Below are 19,498 nucleotides of genomic sequence, written 5' to 3' on the forward strand. Positions count from 1 at the left end.
TCACTAGCGTCACAGCAGCCCACCGTTGACGTTCTCGCCGCGTCCCGTCCCCGAGAGGTTGCGCATGTCGTCGCGTCAACGAACCGTACCCGCATCGCTGGCCACCTCGGCCGTCGTCGGCCTGTGCGTGGCGATCGGTGTCGCGCCGATGGCCGGGGCCGAACCGTGCACGGGCGCGGCCGCGGCGGCGCGCCCCCTGCCCGAGCAGGCCTTCCAGATCCCGAGCCCGTCGGCGCTGGCCCCGTTCCGACGTCCGATCGGACACAAACCGCCCGGCGCCAACGAATCGGCCCCGCTGCCCAAGCTCGGACAGCTGCCGCTGGCCATCCTCAAGGCCCTGATCCCCAAGTCCGCACAGGTGGAACAGCAAGCGGCGGTGCGCCCGTCGCCGAATCCCGCCGGCGCCCAACCGGTCCAGCCCGTCGCACCGCAACCCGCGCCGCAGCCGGCACCGGCGGCCCAGCCCGTCCCGTCGGCCCCGCCGGGCACCTCGATCGTCGGCTGGGTCACCGGCCCGGACAGCCCCAACGAGACCATCAAGCGGTTCGCCGTCACCGGCACCGATCTCGGGATCATGTGGGACAACGGCGATCCCGCCAATCGCCAGGTGCTGATGGCGTTCGGCGACACCAACGGCTACTGCAACATCCCGGGCAAGCAGTGGCGCTACAACGTGTTGTTCCGCAGCCAGGACGGGTCGCTGGCCAACACGGTCGCGGTGCCCAACGGTGTCGTCGGCAACCGGTACTCGGGCTCGCCGGTGTGGCGGCCCGGCATCTCCAAGCAGATCATCAACACCATCGGCCGGACCAAGGACGAGACCGGGGTGATCCCCACGGCCGGGATCGCCGTCGGCGGAAAGCAATTCCTCAACTTCATGTCCATCCGCAGCTGGGACAACCCCGGCTCGTGGTCCACCAACTACTCGGCGATCGCGGTGTCGCAGGACAACGGCGAGAACTGGGGCGTGTACCCGGGCACCATCCGGCCGCCCTCGGGTGGCCACGAGAACTTCCAGATGGGCGCCTTCCTCAAACCCGGGCCCGGCGACCCCTATCTGTACTCCTTCGGCACGCCGAACGGCCGCGCCGGCGCGGCGTACATCGCGCGGGTGGCGCCCAACCTGGTCCCGGACCTCACCAAGTACGAGTACTGGAACGCCGGCAGCAACTCCTGGGTCCCGAACAATCCGGCCGCCGCCACCCCGGTGATCCCGGGCCCGGTGGGTGAGATGTCGGCGCAGTACAACACCCATCTCGGGCAGTACCTGGTGCTGTACTGCAACGGGGCCAGCAACGACGTCGTGATGCGGACGGCCCCCGCGCCGCAGGGGCCGTGGAGCCCCGAACAACGGTTGGCGTCCTCGGCGGAGATCCCGGGCGGCATCTACGCGCCGTACCTGCATCCCTGGTCGACGGGCAAGGAGCTGTACTACAACCTCTCGCTGTGGTCGGCCTACAACGTGATGCTGATGCGGACCGTCCTGCCCTGACCGAAGCCGGATCAGGCAGGCTGGTCACCAAGATGACCCCGCCCGCTGCCGTCCCACTCCTCGACGACCCCACCGACCTGTCGGCCCTGCGCGCCCAGGGCGCCGATCCCGACGAGTTGTTCACCGCGTTCGCCGCGTGGGCCGAGGCCAGCGGGACCACCCTGTACCCGGCGCAGGAGGAGGCGCTGATCGAGCTGGTCAGCGGGTCGAACGTGGTGCTGGCGACCCCGACCGGATCCGGCAAGTCGCTGGTGGCCACCGGCGCGCTGTACGCCGCGCTGGCCACCGAGCGCCGCAGCTACTACACCGCGCCCATCAAGGCCCTGGTCAGCGAGAAGTTCTTCGCGCTGTGCGAGGTGTTCGGCGCGGCCAACGTCGGCATGCTCACCGGCGACGCCGCGGTGAACTCCGACGCCCCGATCATCACGTGCACCGCCGAGGTGCTGGCCAATATCGCGCTGCGCGAGGGCGCTGACGCCGACATCGGCCTGGTGGTGATGGACGAGTTCCACTTCTACGGCGATCCGGACCGCGGCTGGGCCTGGCAGGTGCCGCTGCTGGAACTGCCGCGGGCGCAGTTCCTGCTGATGTCGGCGACGTTGGGCGACGTGACGTTCCTGCGCAAGGACCTCACCCGCCGGACCGGGCGGCCGACGGCCCTGGTCGCCGGCGCGCAACGGCCGGTGCCGTTGTTCTACAGCTATGCGACCACGCCCATGCACGAGACCATCGGCGATCTGCTGGAGACCAAGCAGGCCCCGGTCTACGTCGTGCACTTCACCCAGGCCTCGGCGCTGGAACGCGCGCAGGCGCTGATGAGCGTGAACGTCAGCACCAAGGACGAGAAGAAGGCCATCGCCGAGCTGATCGGCGCCTTCCGCTTCTCGACGTCGTTCGGCAGCACGCTGTCGCGGCTGGTCCGGCACGGCATCGGGGTGCACCACGCCGGCATGCTGCCCAAGTATCGGCGGCTGGTCGAACAGTTGGCGCAGGCCGGCCTGCTCAAGGTCATCTGCGGCACCGACACCCTGGGCGTCGGCATCAACGTGCCGATCCGGACCGTGGTGTTCTCCGCGTTGTCGAAGTACGACGGCACCCGGACCCGGCTGCTCAGCGCGCGGGAGTTCCACCAGATCGCCGGGCGGGCCGGGCGCGCCGGCTACGACACCGCCGGCACCGTCGTCGTGCAGGCCCCCGACCACGAGGTGGAGAACCTCAAGCAGTTCGCCAAGGTCGCCGACGATCCGAAGAAGCGTCGAAAACTGGTGCGCCGCAAGGTTCCCGAGGGCATGGTGCCGTGGAGCGAGTCGACCATGACGCGGCTCATCGATGCCGCGCCGGAGCCGTTGACCAGCAACATGCGGGTGTCGACGGCGATGATCCTCGACGTCGTCGACCGCCCCGGCGATCCGTTCATCGCGATGCGCCGCCTGCTCACCGACAACCACGAACCCCGCAAACGTCAGTTGCAACTCATCCGGGAGGCCGTCGGGATCGCCCGCTCGCTGCTGCAGGCCGGGGTGATGGAGCGACTCGACGAGCCGGACGCCGATGGGCGCCGGTATCGGCTGACGGTCGACCTGCCCGCCGACTTCGCCCTGAACCAGCCGCTGTCCACCTTCGCCCTGGCCGCCGTCGACGTGCTCGACCCTGAGTCGGAAACCTATGCGCTGGATGTGGTTTCGGTGATCGAGGCCACGCTGGAGGATCCGCGGCAGATCCTGTCCGCGCAGCTGAACAAGGCCCGCGGCGAGGCCGTCGCGCAGATGAAGGCCGACGGCATCGAGTACGACGAGCGCATCGAACTACTCGACGACGTCACCTACCCCAAGCCGCTGGACGAGTTGCTGCAGCACACCTACGAGCTGTATCTGCAGAGCAACCCGTGGGCCGCCGACGGGCGGCTGTCGCCCAAGGCCGTCGTCCGGGAGATGTGGGAGCGGGCCTTCACGTTCCGGGAGTACGTCAGCGTCTACGGCCTGACCCGCTCCGAGGGCGCGGTGCTGCGCTACCTCTCCGATGCGTTCAAGGCGCTGCGCTCCGGCGTGCCGGCCGCGGCGCGGACCGAGGAGCTCACCGACATCGTCGAGTGGCTCGGTGAGCTTGTGCGCCAGGTGGATTCGAGTCTGCTCGACGAGTGGGAACAGTTGACCAGTCCGGATCAGCCGCACGATGTGCCGGTCGCGGTTCCGGCCCGCCCGCGGCCGCTGACCGGCAACGAGCGGGCTTTCACCGCGATGGTGCGCAACGCGCTGTTCCGCCGGGTCGAGCTGTTCGCCCGCGAGCGCTGGGACGAACTCGGCGACCTCGACTCGGGCTCGGGGTGGACGGCCGACCGATGGGCCGACGCGGGCGACGACTACTTCACCGAGCACGACGAGGTGCGCACCGGCGCCGACGCCCGGGGTCCCGCGCTGCTGATCTTCGACCGCCGGCCCGAGGCCTGGCGGGTGCGGCAGATCCTGGACGACCCGGCGGGCGACCACGACTGGGGCTTTGACGTCGAGGTGGACCTGGCGGCCTCCGACGAGGAGGGCGCGGCGGTGCTGCGGGTCATCGACGTGGGCGCGGCGGGCGGGTCGTGACACCGGCGAACATCACCTTCTTCGCGCCGCTCGGAGCCGGGCATGTGAATCCGACGCTGGGGTTGGCCGCCGAACTGGTCCGCCGCGGGCATCGGGTGTCCTACGCCGCGACCCGCCGATTCGAGTCGCGCATCGTCGAGACCGGCGCCGCCTTCGTGCCGGTGGTCTCCACCTGGGAGTCCCTGCCCCGCGACGTGCCGCAGATGCACGGCGCCGAACTGGTGCGCGCGATGTCGCTGCTGCTCGACGAGACCAAGGCCATGGTGGCGGCGCTGGGTGGTCTGCCCGCCCCGGACCTGGTGGTGCACGACGGTCCGCTGGCCTGGTGGGGCCGAATCCTGGCCCACCGCTGGGGCGTTCCGGCGGTGGAGACCTGGCCGAACTTCGTCAACAACCAGCACTGGAACATGCGCGGCTACGCGAAGCTGAACCCGCTGAGCCCGCGACTGCTCCTGGTGGTGCTGCGGCTGGCCCGGATGCTGCGCCGGGAAGGCATCCGCGATGTCGGCGGCTTCTTCCGGGGCGACACCGCCGCCGATCGCATCGTCACCGTGCCGCGCGCCTTCCAGCCGGCGGGTGACACGTTCACCGACGGCTACCGGTTCGTCGGTCCGGTGCTGACCGACCGGCGGTTCCAGGGCGACTGGGAGCCGCCCGGCCCACACCCGGTGCTACTGGTCTCCCTCGGTACGGGCTACAACGATCGCCCCGACTTCTTCCGGATGATCGTCGGGTCCGCGGCCGGCCGCCCGTGGCACGTGGTGCTGGCGATCGGCGATGCCGTCGACCCGGGCGCGCTCGGCCCCTTGCCACCGAATGTGGAAGTGCACGAACAGGTTCCGCAGCTCGCGATCCTGCGGCACGCGCGGGTGTTCCTCACCCACGCCGGGATGGGCGGCGCGCTCGAGGGGCTGGCCCACGAGGTGCCGATGGTCGCCGTACCGCAGATGGCCGAGCAGCGCGCGAACGCCGACCGGCTCGTCGAACTCGGACTCGGCCGGCAGCTGGACCCGGCGCGGATCTCGGCAGCGGGCCTGTGGGAGGCCGTCGACGGGGTGGCCGCTGACCCCGGGATCCGCGACCGGCTGGCGTGGATGCGCCGCGAGATCGATGATGCGGGCGGGGCGGTGGTGGCCACGGACGCCGTCGAAGCCGTGCTCGGGTAGCAGTCCGCCCGAAAGAAGTCCGCCCGAGATTGCGTCCACGGCTGTGCCGACGCTGCGGGAACAACCATGGCTGCAGTTTCGACGCGGTGCAACGGCTCACTCTGTGCGATCGCTCGAAGTAGGTGGTGATCCCGTGCCACGGACGTCGTCGCGCCGGGCTCGACCGACCTCCTGATGTGGACGACGTATGTTGGGCACATACATCGTCACTACGGAGGTCCTATGTCGGTGACACGAATCGACCTCGACGACGAGGCGCTGGCCGCAGTCATGCGGATCGCAGGCGTGCGCACCAAGGACGAGGCCGTGAACCTCGCGATCCGCGACTACGTCGAGCGGTTTCGGCGCACGGCGGCGCTCGCCCGCTCGCGCGAACAGTCGAAAGGCTGGGACTACGAAGGCTGGCTCGCCGCAAGGACGGGCGACAAGGCCGTCGGGACCGGCGAACCCCAGCGCACTGCGCGTCGCCTACGCCGCTCGTAGGATCCGCATCGCTGCGCGGCTAGCAGTCCGCCCGAGGTTGCTTCCACGGCTGTGCCGACGCTGCGGGAACAACCGTGGAAGCAATTTCGACGCGGTAAAGCGGCATCGTCACCCCCCCAAGCGTTGACAGGCAAGCAGCCACTTGCCTAACGTGGAACACGTGGGTGATGTCTTCAAGGCCTTGGCCGATCCCACGCGCCGCGCGATCCTCGACGAACTGACCGACCGCAACGGGCAGACGCTCTTCGAGATCTGTGCGCGCCTGACCACCAAACACGGGCTGAACTCGTCACGCCAGGCGATTTCGCAACACCTCGACGTCCTCGAGAATGCCGGACTCGTCGAGACCAGGCGCGATGGTCGGTACAAGTTTCACCACCTCAATACGGCGCCGCTCGAACCAATCGTCGCGCGGTGGCTCAAGAATTCCGGCGGGAGGAACAACCATGCGAATCAACCTGACGAGCATCCTCGTTGACGACCAAGACAAGGCGCTCCGGTTCTACACCGAGAAGCTCGGCTTCGAACCCAAGCACGACATTCCGATGGGCGGCCCCCGCTGGATCACGGTGGTGTCGCCGGAGAATCCCGACGGCACCGAACTCGTCCTCGAACCGGACGGCCACCCGGCGGTGAAGCCGTTCAAGGCCGCGTTGGTCGCCGACGGCATCCCGTTCACGTCGTTCGCGGTCGATGACGTGCGGGCCGAGTTCGAACGACTGCGTGGGCTGGGCGTGCGCTTCACCCAGGAACCCGCCGATATGGGGCCGGTGACCACGGCCGTGTTCGACGACACGTGCGGCAATCTCATCCAGATCACCCACCAGGGCTAAGTTTTCGAAATCTGCGCGGCTACGAGGCCGAAATTGCGTTCACGGCTGTTGAGACGCTGCGCGAACGACCCAGGATGCAGTTTCGACGCCGTAGAGCCGTACAGCTGGAAAGAACTCAGGCCTCCGGGATCTCGAAGTCGAAGTTCTCCCGCGCGAACACCTCGGCCTCCGGCCCGCCGCGCACGCCGGTGTCCAGCGCGTCGATCGCGGCCAGCTCAGCAACGGTGAGCTCGAAGTCGAACACGTCGAAGTTCTCCGCGATCCGGGCCGGCGTCACCGACTTCGGGAACACCTGCCTGCCCTGCTGCAGATGCCAGCGCAGCAGTACCTGCGCCGGCGTCTTGGTGTGCGCGTCGGCGATGGCCCGCACCGCGGGGTCCTGCAGCGGGGAGGTGTGCGATCCCTCGAAGTAGGTGGTGATCCCGCCCAGCGGTGACCACGCCTGAGTGAGGATGCCGAGTTCGTCGGCGCGGGCCACGCTGTCCGACTGCCGGAAGTACGGGTGCAGCTCGATCTGGTTCACCGCGGGCACCACCTCGGTCTCGGCCAGCAGCCGGTCCAGGTGTGCGGGGCCGAAGTTGGAGACGCCGATGGCGCGGACCTTGCCGTCGGCGTGGAGCTTCTCCAACGCGCGGTAGGCGGCGATGGTCAGCTCGAACTCGCCCGGCATCGGGTGATGCAGGATCAGCAGGTCGATCTGGTCGACGCCGAGCTTGCCGGCCGCCTTGTCGTAGGCGTGCAACGTCGCGTCGTAGCCGTAATCGCTGATCCAGACCTTGGTTTCGATGAAGATGTCGTCGCGGTCGACCTCGGCGGCCGCGATCGCCTGCCCGACCTCCCGCTCGTTGCCGTAGGCGGCGGCGGTGTCGACGTGGCGGTAGCCGATCTCCAGGGCGGCCCCGACCGCGGACACCGTCTGCTCCGGTGTCGCCTGGTACACACCGAAACCCAGGACCGGAATGTGCACACCATTGTTCAGCTCATACGTCGGGATACCCATGGCTCGAAGCTAGCCCAGAAACACCGTGGCGTCCCGTCGAGCGTCGCCGCTTCGAAATCCCTTGCAAAAAGCGGATATCCGCCCCGCCGAGATTGCGTCCAGGGCGGTGCTCCCGAAGTAGGAGCAACCCTGGCCGCAATTTCGACCCGGTGCAGCGCTCAGCTACGACGCGGTGAACCTACTCGTTGTCCTCGATCGCCTTGGCCAGCTTGGGTGCCGCGTAGCGGATGTGGTCGCGGGCGCGCTGCTCGGCCAGGTCGGCATCCCCGGCCGCCAGCGCCTCGGCGATCTCCCGGTGCTGCTTCCAGGCCAGGTCGAACATGTCGGGTACCTTGCGCAGCACGCCGACCATCGAACGTTCGACCACCGACCACATCGGGACCATGGCCCGCCGGAAGTACGGATTGTCGGTCGCGTCGAGCACGGCCCAGTGGAAGGACCGGTCCAGTTCGAGCAGCAGCCGGGTGTCGTTGACGCCGCCGAGGGCCTCGTGCCGGTCGAGCACGGCGAAGATCGCCTTGAGTCCCTCCTCGGGTCGGGCCAGCGCGACCTCGCGGGCGGCCTGGGCCTCGAGGGCCTCACGCACCTTCGACGCCTCCTCGACATCGCGCCGGGACAGCGAGCGCACCGCGACCCCGCCGGTGGGCAGCGGTTCCAGCAGGCCCTCGACCACCAGATCGGCCGACGCGGCGCGCACCGGCATCCGGCTGACCCCGAGCTGCTCGGCGACCCGGACCTGGTTCAGGCGGACGCCGGCGGGGATCTCCTCGAGCACGATGGCCATCCGCAGCCGGTCCCGAACCGAGGTGACCAGGGCGTTGGAGTCCCGGGGCGGCAGCGCGCTCAGCGCCGAGAAGCTGGAGTCCTGACGTTCGGCCGGACTCGTCTCGATGGGCGAATCAATGCTCACGACGCACTCCTCGGGGCTGTCACAGTGATCTGCATGGTGGATCCACGAGCCATTATGGCCCTACCGCCTCACGACTGGCCGTAACGCTCGAGTTCCGCGGCGTTCCACGGGCCGACCGCTTGCCGCGGCGGCACCGCGGCCAGGCCGCCGAGGAAGTCGGCGGACTTGGCCTCCCGGGAGACGACGACGTCGACCACGGCCGGCGCGTTGTCCAGCGCGCGCTTGAGCGCGTCGGCGAGGTCCTCGGCGTTCTCCACCCGCTCGCCGTGCGCGCCGAGGCCCTGGGCCAGCAGGTCGTAGCGGCAGCCCGGCAGGTCCACGCCGACCAGGTTGTTGTCGAAGCGCTCGACCTGATCGTGGCGTTCGATGTTCCACGCCTCGTTGTTGACGACGACGAACACCGCCTTGGCGCCGTGCCGGACGGCGGTGTCCACCTCCACGGCGGTGAAGCCGAAGCTGCCGTCGCCGATGACCGCGACGACGGGCTCCTCGGGGCGTAGCAGCGCGGCCGCGGTGGCGAAGGGGACGCCGACGCCGAGGCAGCCGAGCGCACCGCAGTCCAGGTAGTCCACCGGCTTGAGGCCCACCCGCGCGAAGGACAGGATGTCGCCGCCGTCGGCGATGGCCACGGACTGCTCGGTGAGCAGGTTGTTGACGGCGCCGACGACGAAGTTCGGGGACATCCGCCCGGTCGAATCCGGGTTGGGGTCGGCGAGCTTCTCGGCCAGCTTCGCGGTCCGCTTCGCGTTCGAGTCGCGCATGTCCTGCAGCCAGGCGGTGTCCGGGGCGGCCGGCGTCGCACCGGCTTCGGTCAGCGCGGCCAGCACCGAACCGGTGCTGCCGAACACCTCGACGTCGCCGCGGCGGTTCTCGCCGAGTTCTTCGAAGCAGGTGCCGATGCGCAGGAACCGCGCGTCCGGGGAGAACACCGCCGGGGAGCCGTAGCCCAGCTGGAAGTCCAGCCGCCGGCCCAGCGTGATCACCAGGTCGGCCTCGCTCATCGCGCGGCCGCGCACCGCGGGCACGAAGGCGGGCGAATCGTCGCGGACGACGCCGCGGCTCTCCCCGGAATCGAGGTACAGCGCCTGCGCGGTGTCGAGGAACTTGTGCACCTCGGGCCCCGCGGACCGCACCGAGCGCCCGCCGATGACGACGATGCGCGACGCGGCCCGGATCGCGTCCGCGGCCCGGGCCAGGGCGACGGGATCGGCGGCGACGGTCTGGGCCGTGCGGGGTTCCATGGCCAGCGCCGGGATGTCGGCGTCGTGGACGATCTCGTCGAGCAGTTCGGTGGGGAAGTCGATGTAGGCGGGGCCGGTGGCGCCGTTGGCCGCCCCCAGCGCGGCGGCGATGGTCTTGTCGAGGCGGCCAATCACGTGGTGGCGCTCGGAGACCTGTTCGACGAGGCGGCAGATGGGTTCGACGATGCCGGCCTGGTCGATGTCCTGCATGGCGCCCATCCCGGTCTGCGGGCGCGGCGGCCGGCCCGAGATGACCAGCACGGGGCTGCGCGACACGTAGGCGTTGGAGATGGCGGTGACGGCGTTGGTCAGGCCCGGCCCGGCGGTCACCATGGCGACGCTCAGCTCGCCGGACAGTTCGGCGGTGGCGTGGGCCATGTAGACGGCCGCGGCCTCGTGGCGCACGTCGACGACCTCGATGCCCTCGCGTGACACGGCGTCCCACAGCGGCTGGATGTGGCCACCGCAGAGGCCGAAGATCCGGCGCACACCCTGCGCCTTCAGTCGTTGCGCGATGAGTTGGGCGACGGTCGTTTCGCTCATGAGGGGCACCAATCTGGGGGTAGTCGGCGGATCTGCTCGGCGTATTGCAAATCCTGGATCCAGAGTCCATAGTAGCATTCGTCACATATTGGTCGGAGTAGACGCACAAGCCACATGGGCGCCCTGACCGCCGCGGAAGGACTTATGAGCGTGAACGTGAAGACAGAAACTCAGCCCGTGCTGGACCCCTTCACTGGCAGAGAACGGGAACTGTGGACCCTGCCGGCGGTCCTGCGCGAGGCGGCCGCGGCGCAACCCGACAAGCCCTGCGTGCGCACCGTCTCCGGGGACGGGCTGACCTATGCCGAGATGCTGGACCTCACCGAGCGCCGGGCCGCGGGCCTGACCGGGCTGGGCGTCACCAAGGGCGACCGGGTCCTGCTGCTGATGGACAACTCGATCGACATGATCGCCTGCTGGTTCGCGATCAATCTCATTGGCGCCGTTGAGGTCCCGGTGAACACCGCCAACCGCGGCCCGAGCCTGGTGCACGCCGCCAACAACTCGGGCGCCCGGGTGGCCATCATCGACGCGAACTATGCGGGCGTGCTCGACGAGGTCGCCGACGAACTCGAGACCCTCACCGCGGTCGTCATCCGCGGGGCCAGCGACGCGCGCCCCAAGGACATCGTGGTCGCCCTCGAAGATCTGGACCGCTCGCCCAACGGCGCGCAGCCCGTGGCGGTGTCCCACCGCGATCCCGCCGCCATCATCTACACCTCGGGCACCACGGGTCCGGCCAAGGGCGTGGTGGTCCCGCACGGGCACATGTACACCTTCGCCGGGCACCTGGTCGAGCAGTTGCGCATCGTCGAGGACGACGTCTACTACATCTGCCTGCCGATGTTCCACGCCAACGCCCAGTTCATGCAGGTGCTGCCGTGCCTGATGACCGGGGCCACCGTGGTGCTCGCCGACGCGTTCAGCGCCAGCGGCTGGCTCGACGATCTGCGCGCGTGCGGCGCCACGGTCACCAGCCTGCTCGGGGTCATGGCACAGTACGTCTTCAACCGCCCCGCCGGTCCGCACGACACCGACCACGGCGTGCGGCGCATGATCACCATCCCGATCCCGGCCGTGATCGCCGAGGAGTTCGAGACCCGGTTCAACACCACGTGTGTGGAGGCCTACGGGATGACCGAGATCTGCCTGCCGCTCTACCGCCCGATGGACGAACCGCTGCGTCCGGGCAGCTGCGGCAAGGCCCTCGACAAGTGGTTCGAGGTCGCGATCGTCGACCCCGAGACCGACGAGCCGCTGCCCGACGGCGAGACCGGCGAGATCGTCGTCCGCCCCAAGGTCCCGTTCACGACGTTCCTTGGCTACCACGCCATGCCGGACCGCACCGTGGAGGCCTGGCGCAACCTGTGGTTCCACACCGGCGATGCCGGCCGACGGGATTCCGACGGCTACTACTACTTCATGGACCGCCTCAACGACCGCATCCGGCGCAAGGGCGAGAACGTCACCGCCTACGACATCGAGGTCGCGCTCACCGAACTGCCCGAGGTCGAGGACTGCGCCGTCATCGGCAAGCCCGCCCGCGAGGGCGAGGACGACATCAAGGCGTTCCTGGTCCTGGCCGACGACGCCAAGGCGCCCGACCTGGTCGCCGTGCTCTCGCACTGCGTGAAGCGGTTGCCCTACTTCGCGGTGCCGCGCTACCTCGAGGTCCTCGACGACTTCCCCAAGACCTCCACGGGCAAGGTGCTCAAGCGCGAGTTGCGCGCCATGGACACCACCCCCGCGGAGTGGGACCGCGAGCAGGCCGGATGGACCGTGAAACGCGGCGTCGACCACCTGGTTCCGCTCGAACAGAAGTAGCCACACAGTCCCCGAAGGTGCCCCCATCCGATGTCCGGATGGGGGCATTTTTGGCTCTCGGGACGGCTGCTCGTGAGCAAACACCGGCCGAACCTGGCCCGCCCCAGAGCCACCCGGATGCCCTCGGACAACAGGTGTCAACTGCTCCGCACGGTGATTGCTGTCGCAAATATCGAACGTGCCAACCGTCACTTTGAATCTCCTTTTGTTATTGACGTCACACCCGCGCGGGCATAGTCTTTGTAAATCCTGGATCCAGGCGCCTGGATATGACACCCCTCAGTCAACGAGCGCGAAGCCGCTCAGGAATCGACCCTCGGGCCATTAGGAGCGCTGACATCACGTGAGCACCATCGATCTACCCTCGGCCGGCCACGAACCCGGCGTACCGCCCCGCGGCACCGATGCGCAGTCCGGTGGCAGTTCCCTTCGCAAGGTCGGCGCCGCCAGCCTGCTCGGAACCACCATCGAGTACTACGACTTCTTCGTCTACGGCACGGCCGCCGCGCTGGTGTTCCCGACGGTGTTCTTCCCCGACGTGAGCCCGGCGATGGGCACCCTGGCGTCGTTCGCGACGTTCGGCGTGGCCTTCTTCGCCCGCCCGGTCGGATCGATCCTGTTCGGCCACTTCGGCGACATCATCGGCCGCAAGCGCACCTTGGTGTGGACGCTGCTGATCATGGGGCTGTCGACGGTGTTCATCGGCTTCCTGCCCGGCTACGATTCGGGCGCCTTCGGCCTCTTCGAGAACGGCATCGGATTCTGGGGCCCGGTATTGCTCGTGGCGATGCGCTTCCTGCAGGGCTTGGCGTTGGGCGGTGAATGGGCCGGCGCAACCCTGTTGACGGCCGAATATGCCCCACCCCAACAACGCGGCCGCATGGCGGTGTACCCGCAGTTGGGGCCGGCGTGCGCGTTCTTCCTCGCCAGCGGCACCTTCTTCGTCGTGTCGCTCACCGTCGGCGACACCAGCGACACGTTCATCAACTACGGCTGGCGCTTCCCGTTCATCGCCTCGCTGCTGCTGGTGATCGTCGGACTCTGGATTCGGTTGTCGGTGCAGGAAACTCCGGTGTTCAAGGAGCATCAGCGCACCCGCAGCACGACCAGCGCACGCGAGAAACTGCCGTTCGCCGCGGCCATCCGCAGCCAGTGGCGCCAGATCCTGATCGCGGGCCTGGCCATGTCGACGGTGTTCACGATGTTCTACACCGGGTCGGCGTTCATGACGAGCTACGGCAGCACGACGCTCGGCTACAGCCGGACCATGATCCTGGGCTGCGGCATGATCGCCGCGGTGGTGCTCGGCTTCGTCACCGCCGCCGCGGCCATATACTCCGACCGGGTGGGCCGCAAGAAGGTCATCGCCGCGGCCTACGCGGGCACCGTGGTGTGGTCGTTGATCCTCTATCCCTTGGTGGACACCGGATCTCCGATCGCCTTCCTGATCGCGGTGGTCGTCACCCTGTCGGTCTACGGCGTGGCCAACGGCCCGGCCGGCGCGCTGCTGCCGGAGATGTTCGAGTCCCGATTCCGCTACACCGGTGCGGGCCTGAGCTACAACCTCGGCGGCATCTTCGGCGGCGCCATCCCACCGCTGATCGCGGCGAGCATCATCGCCAACCACGGCAGCATCTGGGTCGGGGTGTTGCTCTCCGCGATCTCGGCGATCAGCCTGCTGTGCGTGCTGGCGCTGCCGGAGACCAAGGACAACGACCTCAACGACAAGGACCTCAACAGCAAGGTCACCGAGAAGGCCGGCCATCGGTAACCGACACCGCCTTCACAGCACCGGCAGGGGATGGGAAATCCTCTGCCGGTGCTGTCGTTTGCACCGGCCGCGAACGAGAAAATTCACAGAATTTGCAATTCACACGTTCAACGCTGTCAATACTTCGCCGAGTTACTCCCTTGCCGGTCAGGGCGGGTATTGGGAGCCTCGAAGCATGACCGGAGAACCCAGTGCTTCGCTGAATCGCGTCGCGATCGTCAACCGCGGTGAGTCGGCCATGCGGTTCCTGAATGCCGCCCGCGAGTACGGCATCGAGCGCGGCACACCGCTCGAGACCGTGGCGCTCTACACCGAGGCCGACGCCGCGTCCTGGTTCGTCCGGGCCGCCGACCACGCGATCAACCTGGGCCCCACCATGGTCACCGATCCGGAGACCGGTGCGCGTCGGCACACCTACCTCGACACCGGCATCGTCGAATCCGCGCTGGTGCTCAGCGGCGCCGACGCCGTCTGGCCCGGTTGGGGTTTCGTCGCCGAGAACCCCGACTTCGTGCGGATGTGCGACCGGCTCGGCGTGCAGTTCATCGGCCCCACCGCGGCCTCGATGGACATGCTCGGGGACAAGATCGCGGCCAAGCGGATCGCCGAATCCGTTGACGTACCGGTGGTCCCGTGGAGCGGCGGGCCGGTGGACACCGTCGAGGAGGCCGTCGAGCACGCCAAGCGCATCGGGTTCCCGGTGGTGCTCAAGGCGGCCGCCGGCGGCGGCGGCCGCGGCATCCGGCTGGTCCGCAACGAGATCGAGCTGCCCGCCGCGTTCAAGAGCGCTCGCGCCGAAGCAGATTCGGCCTTCGGCGACGCGACGCTGTTCGTCGAGGCGCAGATCACCGGCGGCCGGCACCTCGAGGTCCAGGTGGCCGCCGACAATTCCGGGAACGTGTGGACCCTCGGCCTGCGCGACTGCAGCGTGCAGCGCCGCCGGCAGAAGGTCCTCGAGGAATCGGCGCCGGTCGACATCGACGACGCCCTGCAACAAGCGATCCGCGAGGCCGCCCGCCGCATGTGCCAGGCCGTCGACTACACCAACGTCGGCACCGTGGAGTTCCTGTTCCAGCCGAGCACCGGCAGTTTCTACTTCCTCGAGGTCAACACCCGGCTGCAGGTCGAGCACACCGTCACCGAGGCGGTCACCGGCGTCGACCTGGTCAAGCTGCAACTCGACATCGCCCAGGGCGCACAGCTGGCGCCGGACTCCCCCGAGGTGCGCGGGCACGCGATCGAGGTCCGGCTCAACGCCGAGGATCCCAAGCGCGGCTTCACCCCCGCCCCCGGCCGCGTCGTCGAACTGCGGGTCCCGCAGGGCCCCTGGATCCGCACCGACGCCGGGGTGGCCGAGGGCGACACCATCGCCTCCGAATTCGACTCGATGATCGCCAAGGTCATCGCGTGGGGCCGCGACCGGCCCGAGGCGCTGGCCCGGCTGCGCCGCGCGCTCGGCCGCTCGCAGGCCGTCATCGAAGGCGGCACCACCAACCGGCGCTTCCTGATGGCGCTGCTCGACAACCCCGAGATCCAGCAGGGCAATGTCGACACCACGTGGCTGGACCGCGCGCTGGACGAGGGGATCCTGCTGGACTCCCCCGACGCCCCGCTGGCCATGGTGTGCGCCGCGGTCGAGGCCTACCGCACCGACCACGCCGACGCGCTGGACCAGTTCGCCGGCAGCGCCGTGCACGGCCGGCTGCACCCGTTGAGCGACGAGACCGCCGCCATCGACCTCGAGTACGAGGGCGAACGCCGGTCGTTCCGCGTTCAGCAGCGCAGCCCCAACAACTTCGACGTCGAGATCGACGGGCTGCGCATCGCCGCCCGGGTCGAGGAACTCGGCCAGTTCGAGCGCCGCATCAGCGTGGCCGGCCGGGAGCTGTCGCTGGTCGTGGTGCCCAGCGGGCCGCTGATCACCGTCGAACTCGACCACAGCGTGTACCGCATCGTCCGCGGGCACGGCGGGTTGATCCGCGCCGAATCGCAGTGCGTGATCGCCAAGGTCGCCGTCGAGGTGGGCGACGAGGTCAATCCCGGCGACGTGCTGCTGATCACCGAGGCCATGAAGATGGAGTCCCCGCTGATGGCGCCGTTCGGCGGCCGGGTCAGCGAAATCGTCGCCGGCGCGGGCACTCTGGTCGGCGCGGGCGATCCGATCATCCGGATCGAGGCCGTCGACGACGAGGGCCCCGCCGACACCACCCAGATGTCGTTCGCCGCCCTGGCCCATAACCCCGCCCAGCTCAACCAGCACGACGAGGACCGCGACGTGCTGACCCGGCTGGTGCTGGGTCAGGACCTGTCCGGCAGCGCGGTCGGCGACGCGCTGACCCGCGTCGGCGAGCTGTCCTTCACCGCCGGACTGCACGTCCTCGGCATCGTCGCCGACCGCATGGCGCTGTTCGCCGGCGACCCCGAACTCGACAACGGGGCCGGGCGCCGCCCGATGCGCACCGATCTGCTGCTGGTGGCGCTGCGCGCCCCCGACCGGATCACCGAGGTCGCGCCCGCGGACTTCGTCGCGCGGTTGCGGCAGATGCTCGCGCACTACGACGTCACCGAGATCAGTCAGAGCACCGAACTCACCGATGCGCTGTTCAACATCTGGCGCGCCGAGTCCCGGCTCGGCCGGATCGCCCGGATGAGCGCCGGGGTGCTGGAGACCTGGCTGGAGTCCGACGATCACGACCCGAACCGCTCGGCCGAGCTGGTCGACGTGCTCGACCGGCTGATCGACGCCTCGGAGGCCGCCTATCCGACGGTGACCGACCTCGCCCGCGCGGTGCGCCACCGTCTGGTGGAGGCGCCCGCCATCGAGGCGCTGCGCGCCGCCGACGAGAAGGTCGCCGAGGGGCTGCTCGCCGACGCGGGGGCCGGCGCGCGGGAGGCCGCGTTCGCCGGGCTGCGTCGCCTGCCCGAGCCCATCGATCACTACCTCGCCGCGCAGACCGCCGATCCGGCCCGGGCCGCGGTCGCGCTGCGGGCGCTGGTCCGACGGACCCACCGGCACCGCACCCTCGACGACTTCGAGGTTCTGACCACGCCCGAGCCCATCGTCGGGGTCCGGACCGGGCGCCGCGACGGGATCGGGCGCATGGAGATGCTGGCCTTCGCCGGCCCGTCCGCGCGGCTGGCCGATCTCGTGGCCGGTGCCGCCGAGTACCTCACCGCCGGGCACACCGAGGCGCTGGAGATCGAAATCATCCTGCGCGACAACGAAACTCGAACAGACGTGGCCGCCGCCGTCGAGGCCGCGTTGCCCGCGTTGCCGCCGGGGTGCCCCGAGGTCAACGTGGTCGTCACGTGGTGGCAGGGCAGCCGCGACGACGAGCGCGGGTCGCGCCGGCACTGCGTGTTCGCCGGGGCCGACAGCCGGTTCACCCGGGTCGACGGGACCGCGGGTATCCATCCGGCCACCGCCGACCGCGTCGAACTGTGGCGGTTCAACCAGTTCGACATCAGCGCGGTGGACGCCCCCGACGGCATCCACCTGATCAAGGCCGTCGCCAAGGAGAATCCCCAGGACGAGCGGCTGCTGGCGGTGCTGGAGGTCTTCGATCTCGACGGCGACGCCCATGTCACCAATCAGCTTGCCCAGGCGGCGATCGCGATTCGGCGGGCCCGCGCGCTGCTGCCGGATCCGTCGGTCTCGCTGAGCAACCGCATCATCTTCTACGTCGAACCGCGCTGGACGCTGACCGACGCGCAGTTGCAGTCGCTGATCGTGGACCTGCTGCCGCTGACCCGCGGGCTGGGCCTGGAGAAGGTCATCGGCCGGGTGCGGGTCGGCGACGCCGGCTCCGGCGATCTGGTCGACGAGGTCATCCACGTCACCACCCCGCCCACCGTGGGCGTCATGGTCGGCCGGACCAAGCCGTCCCCGACCCCGCTGCGGCCGATGTCGGAGTACCGCCGCCGGGTGGTCGCCATGCAGCGCCGCGGCCTGGTGTACCCGTACGAGATCGTCGAGTTGCTGGTCGGCACCGGCGCCACCCACACCGAACTGCCCACCGGCGAGTTCACCGAATACGACTTCGTCGGTGAGCAATTCGAGGTGGTGGACCGCCCCCGCGGCAACAACACCGCGCGCGTCGTCACCGGTGTGATCGACAGTCACGCCGCCTCCGGCGCCACGTTCCGCCGGGTGCTCATCCTCAACGACCCCAGCCGCGACCTGGGATCGCTGGCCGAACCCGAGTGCCGTCGCATTGTCGCGGCGCTGGATCTGGCGACCGAACTCGGTGTGCCGGTGGAGTGGTACGCGGTGTCCTCGGGTGCCCGCATCGCGATGGACAGCGGCACCGAGAACCTGGACTGGACCGCGGCGGTCCTGCGCCGGATCATCGAGTTCACCCAGGGCGGCGGCGAGATCAACGTGATGGTCGTCGGCGTGAACGTCGGTGCCCAGTCCTACTTCGACGCCGAGTCGACCATGCTGATGCACACCTCCGGCGTGCTGATCATGGTGGGCAACAGCGCCATGGTGCTCACCGGCAAGCAGGCGCTGGAGTTCTCCGGCGGCGTTGCGGCCGAGGACAATGCGGGCATCGGCGGATACGCCCGGATCGCCGGTCCCAACGGGCAGGCGCAGTTCTGGGTGGCCGACGTCGAGTCCGGGTGCGCGTTGTTGTTCGCCCACTACGAGTCCTCGCAGTCCAAGGGGGCGCGGTTCGACACCGCCGATCCCGCCGACCGGGACATCAGCGGGTTCCCGCACCGCAACGAGGCCGGCGGCACCTCCTTCGCCTGCGTCGGCGAGATCTTCTCCGCGCAGCACAACCCGGACCGCAAGCGGCCGTTCGACATTCGTTCGGTGATGTCGGCGGTGATGGATCAGGACGCCCCGGTGCTGGAACGCTGGCCGGGCTGGGAGGACGCCCAGAACGTCGTGGCCTGGGACACCCGCCTGGGCGGGTTCGCGGTCTCGCTGATCGGGATCGAGTCCCGCAACCTGCGCCGGCCGCTGCCCCGTCCCGCAGACGGCCCCGACACCTGGACCTCGGGCACCTTGTTCCCGCAGTCGTCGAAGAAGCTGGCCCGGGTCATCAACGGCGCCAGCGGCAAGCGGCCGCTGGTGATCCTGGCGAACCTGTCCGGTTTCGACGGCTCACCGGAGTCCATGGCCAAGCTGCAGCTCGAGTACGGCGCCGAGATCGGCCGCGCCATCGTGAACTTCCGCGGCCCCATCGTGTTCAGCGTGATCTCGCGCTACCACGGCGGCGCCTACGTGGTGTTCTCGAAGTCGCTGAACGCCAACATGGAGGTCTCGGCGGTCACGGGTTCGCGGGCATCGGTCATCGGCGGCGCCCCGGCCGCGGCGGTGGTGTTCACCCGCGAGGTCCGCGAACGAGTGCGCCGCCATCCCGAGGTCGTCGAACTCGAACGGCAGATCGCCGCCGAGAGCGCCGACGAACAGCCCATGCTCCAGCACCGGCTGCACCAGCTGACCGCACAGGTCACCACCGAGATCCAGGCGATCGTGGCCCGCGAGTTCGACGACATCCACACCGTCGAACGCGCGCTGCAGGTCGGCTCCATCGACCACATCGTGGCGCCCCCGGATCTGCGTCCCTACCTCATCTCGGCCGTGCAACGCGGACTCGAGCGGAGCACGAGCGAAACCGTTCTCAGAAAAGGAAACTGA

11 protein-coding genes and 1 pseudogene are annotated in these 19,498 nt (G+C 69.2%); 9 read left to right on the forward strand and 3 right to left on the reverse strand.

Features of this window, described 5'->3' with window-relative positions:
* The first annotated feature begins 64 nt into the window (after window positions 1-64).
* The 6 genes and pseudogenes from EL338_RS24320 to EL338_RS24345 all read left to right on the forward strand — a co-directional run bounded on the left by EL338_RS24320 (window position 65) and on the right by EL338_RS24345 (window position 6,559).
* Window positions 65-1,492 carry a glycoside hydrolase family 183 protein gene (locus tag EL338_RS24320; RefSeq protein ID WP_126336083.1) on the forward strand — a complete coding sequence of 476 codons (1,428 nt, stop codon included), beginning with the start codon at window positions 65-67 and terminating at the stop codon, window positions 1,490-1,492.
* A 32-nt stretch (window positions 1,493-1,524) separates the two neighbouring features.
* On the forward strand, window positions 1,525-4,077 hold the full coding sequence (locus EL338_RS24325; protein WP_126336084.1) for a DEAD/DEAH box helicase: 2,553 nt from the start codon (window positions 1,525-1,527) through the stop codon (window positions 4,075-4,077).
* Entirely contained in the window at window positions 4,074-5,243 is a 1,170-nt protein-coding gene (locus EL338_RS24330; protein ID WP_126336085.1) for a macrolide family glycosyltransferase, read from the forward strand. The genes EL338_RS24325 and EL338_RS24330 overlap by 4 nt, the downstream gene beginning before the upstream one ends.
* Window positions 5,244-5,465: 222 nt before the next feature.
* Window positions 5,466-5,618, forward strand: a pseudogene (locus EL338_RS26690) (type II toxin-antitoxin system VapB family antitoxin); the annotation flags it as partial.
* Between the two features lie 268 nt (window positions 5,619-5,886).
* The gene (locus tag EL338_RS24340; RefSeq protein ID WP_126336087.1) at window positions 5,887-6,204 is read left to right on the forward strand and encodes an ArsR/SmtB family transcription factor; all 318 of its coding nucleotides are present in this window, start codon (window positions 5,887-5,889) and stop codon (window positions 6,202-6,204) included.
* On the forward strand, window positions 6,173-6,559 hold the full coding sequence (locus EL338_RS24345) for a VOC family protein (RefSeq protein ID WP_126336088.1): 387 nt from the start codon (window positions 6,173-6,175) through the stop codon (window positions 6,557-6,559). The genes EL338_RS24340 and EL338_RS24345 overlap by 32 nt, the downstream gene beginning before the upstream one ends.
* Window positions 6,560-6,674: 115 nt before the next feature.
* Here EL338_RS24345 and EL338_RS24350 read toward each other — a convergent pair whose 3' ends face one another.
* The 3 genes from EL338_RS24350 to EL338_RS24360 form a co-directional block, all read right to left on the reverse strand.
* The gene (locus EL338_RS24350; RefSeq protein ID WP_126336089.1) at window positions 6,675-7,559 is read right to left on the reverse strand and encodes an aldo/keto reductase; all 885 of its coding nucleotides are present in this window, start codon (window positions 7,557-7,559) and stop codon (window positions 6,675-6,677) included.
* 178 nt (window positions 7,560-7,737) lie between these two features.
* Complete coding sequence (locus tag EL338_RS24355; RefSeq protein WP_197721907.1) at window positions 7,738-8,469, reverse strand: GntR family transcriptional regulator; 732 nt, start codon at window positions 8,467-8,469, stop codon at window positions 7,738-7,740.
* 68 nt (window positions 8,470-8,537) lie between these two features.
* Entirely contained in the window at window positions 8,538-10,253 is a 1,716-nt protein-coding gene (locus EL338_RS24360) for a 2-hydroxyacyl-CoA lyase (RefSeq protein WP_126336090.1), read from the reverse strand.
* 150 nt (window positions 10,254-10,403) lie between these two features.
* Between EL338_RS24360 and EL338_RS24365 the strand changes: the two genes are divergently transcribed.
* The 3 genes from EL338_RS24365 (at window position 10,404) to EL338_RS24375 (ending at window position 19,498) form a co-directional block, all read left to right on the forward strand.
* Window positions 10,404-12,077 (forward strand): AMP-binding protein, encoded by a 1,674-nt coding sequence (locus EL338_RS24365; protein WP_235666284.1) that lies wholly within the window; start codon window positions 10,404-10,406, stop codon window positions 12,075-12,077.
* A gap of 343 nt (window positions 12,078-12,420) precedes the next feature.
* Window positions 12,421-13,848, forward strand: a complete 1,428-nt coding sequence (locus EL338_RS24370; RefSeq protein ID WP_235666285.1) for an MFS transporter — start codon at window positions 12,421-12,423, stop codon at window positions 13,846-13,848.
* A 175-nt stretch (window positions 13,849-14,023) separates the two neighbouring features.
* A complete protein-coding gene (locus EL338_RS24375; protein WP_126336092.1) occupies window positions 14,024-19,498 on the forward strand; it encodes an ATP-binding protein in 5,475 nt (1,824 codons plus the stop codon).

Source organism: Mycolicibacterium chitae (assembly GCF_900637205.1).
In the GTDB taxonomy this organism is placed as follows: Bacteria; Actinomycetota; Actinomycetes; order Mycobacteriales; family Mycobacteriaceae; genus Mycobacterium; species Mycobacterium chitae.